This is a genomic window from Bartonella sp. AD24XZML, from assembly GCF_042196485.1.
Taxonomy (GTDB): Bacteria; Pseudomonadota; Alphaproteobacteria; order Rhizobiales; family Rhizobiaceae; genus Bartonella.
Genome location: NZ_JBHIQH010000088.1, coordinates 1 through 2,281 on the forward strand (window position 1 = coordinate 1; position 2,281 = coordinate 2,281).

Consider the following 2,281-nt stretch of genomic DNA (forward strand, 5'->3'; position numbering starts at 1 on the left):
CTTGTCTGTATAGCTCTCAGACGTTGCCATTCGAAAATTGACCACCTCGATGCCAGATGACATTGTTTTGCTTTCTGGATTAGCACCTAAATAGCCAATTAAAATCACTTTATTAAGCATGTTTGTAAGTTCCATTAAATGATGTAAAGATCATAACATACTTTATGTGTTTTTACAATGTTTTCAGTTGGCTAATAACAATTATTTAATGTTTTACATTATGTTTTAAATCACTAAAGCGTGTAAAATCGGATTGAAAGGCAAGGGGAACGATTCCTGTCGGACCATGGCGTTGTTTTGCTATAATAACCTCAGCTTTGCCCTTGGCTTGCTCCATTGCCTCTTGCCATTTGCTATACTCAGAGGTGCCTTCTTTGGGTTCTTCATTTTTGAGATAGTATTCTTCACGATAAACGAACAGAACAATGTCGGCATCTTGCTCGATTGAACCAGATTCACGTAAATCGGAGAGTTGTGGACGTTTATCGGTTCGGTTTTCAACTTGACGTGAAAGTTGTGACAGAGCAATGATGGGAATATTGAGTTCTTTTGCAAGTGCTTTAAGTCCCATGGTAATGGCTGTAATTTCTTGAACGCGATTTTCTAATGAACGCTTTGAACCACTTGTCATGAGTTGGATATAGTCGATAATCAAGACATCTAAACCATGTTGTCGTTTCAGACGCCTTGCACGGGCGGCCAATTGTGCAATAGACACCCCACCCGTTTGATCAATATAAAGAGGGATTGTTTGTAAGGAACGCATTGCGTGAATAATTTTTGCAAATTGCTCTTCTGAGATATTACCACGGCGCATATCCGAAGAAGAAACCTTTATTTGTTCGGAAATAATACGAGTTGCAAGCTGTTCTGTTGACATCTCAAGTGAAAAGAAACCAACAATACCCCCTTCATTGGCTTGGCTGTTATCACGCTTACAAGCATTAGCAATATTAAAAGCAATATTGGTAGCAAGTGATGTTTTACCCATCCCAGGGCGCCCCGCAAGGATAATTAAATCAGATGGTTGTAGCCCTCCCATTTTTTCATCAAGGGTTTTGATATGGGTAGCTATCCCTGAAAGCTGTGAGGAACGCTTTTTCGCAGCGCTTGCCATATTAAGTGCTTTTGCAATGGCTGTATCAAAGTTTTCAAAACCACCCCCATATTTTCCTTTTTCTGCTAGCTCAAATAACTGATTTTCAATCGTTTCAATTTGTTGGGAAGGTGTGAACTCCAGAGGCGCATCAAAAGCTGTATTGGCAACTTCATTGCCAAGATTAATCAAAGACCGGCGGATAAAAAGATCATAAATGACGCTTCCATAATCTTTAGTATTAATGATTGTTACAGCTTCTTTAGCTAAACGCACCACGTAATTATATACAGTGATATCACCAATTTTCGCATCATTTTCAACAAAGGGTTTAATTGTAATGGGATCTGCAATTCTTCCCTTTTGAATAATTTGTGAAATGATATCAAAAAGCTTTTGATGCAACGGTTCAAAAAAATGCTCTGCTTTTAAAAAATCAGAAACGCTATCAAGAGCATTATTATTGATAATGATAGCACCGAGCAAAGCTTTTTCAGCTTCAATATTATGGGGAAGTTGACGAAAAAAAGATTGTTCTTCTGTTTGAAAAGAAGGTAATTTAACAGCGTTCATTTTATTCGTTATGATTTAAATTGATTTGATAAATGATAATTATAAATCACTGAATCTACAGTGTGAATCCCATTTTTATTTTACTTAACAGCTTGCTTTTTGATACGTTTTGTGCAATAAAGAGATGTTCTTTTATATTTCGATTGGTTACTTTAATCGTTTATTTAGATCGCTAGCTGTTTTGATAATAAAAGCCGTATCAATTCATTTTGATGCGGTTTTTATGTATTAAGGCTTGCATTTTTACACGTTTTGTGTAATATATTTTAACATTTAAAATGTATAAGTTTCCAGTTGCAAACAAAAGGCGTGGCTTTTTTGCTATAAAGCAGCCCCCCGCCCCGTTATTTTATTTACGCTGCTTTTTCACTAATCTTTACAACGGTATCGTTTTCATAAATTTCACAATCCTCAGGAATCCCATATGCATAATAAGGGTTTTGTTCTGTATATGAATACTCATTTCTTTTTAATCTTGCATTGCCATGTACCAAACCTCTAATAGTGTGATAACCAGTCACTTTAGCATTGCCATAAACAGAACCATAGACCTTAACATACCCACCCACGCTAGCATTGCCATAAACCTTGCCATAAATTTTTGAAGAGCTA

Annotated in this window: 2 protein-coding genes and 1 pseudogene; all 3 read right to left on the reverse strand. The window is 36.4% G+C overall.

What is annotated here, in order from left to right; translation table 11 throughout:
• A partial coding sequence (locus ACFIMX_RS08630; protein WP_375694325.1) for a single-stranded DNA-binding protein occupies positions 1 to 120 on the reverse strand: 120 nt, incomplete at its 3' end.
• Between the two features lie 85 nt (positions 121 to 205).
• A complete protein-coding gene (locus ACFIMX_RS08635; protein WP_375694324.1) occupies positions 206 to 1,669 on the reverse strand; it encodes a replicative DNA helicase in 1,464 nt (487 codons plus the stop codon).
• Between the two features lie 353 nt (positions 1,670 to 2,022).
• Positions 2,023 to 2,281, reverse strand: a pseudogene (locus ACFIMX_RS08640) (hypothetical protein); the annotation flags it as partial.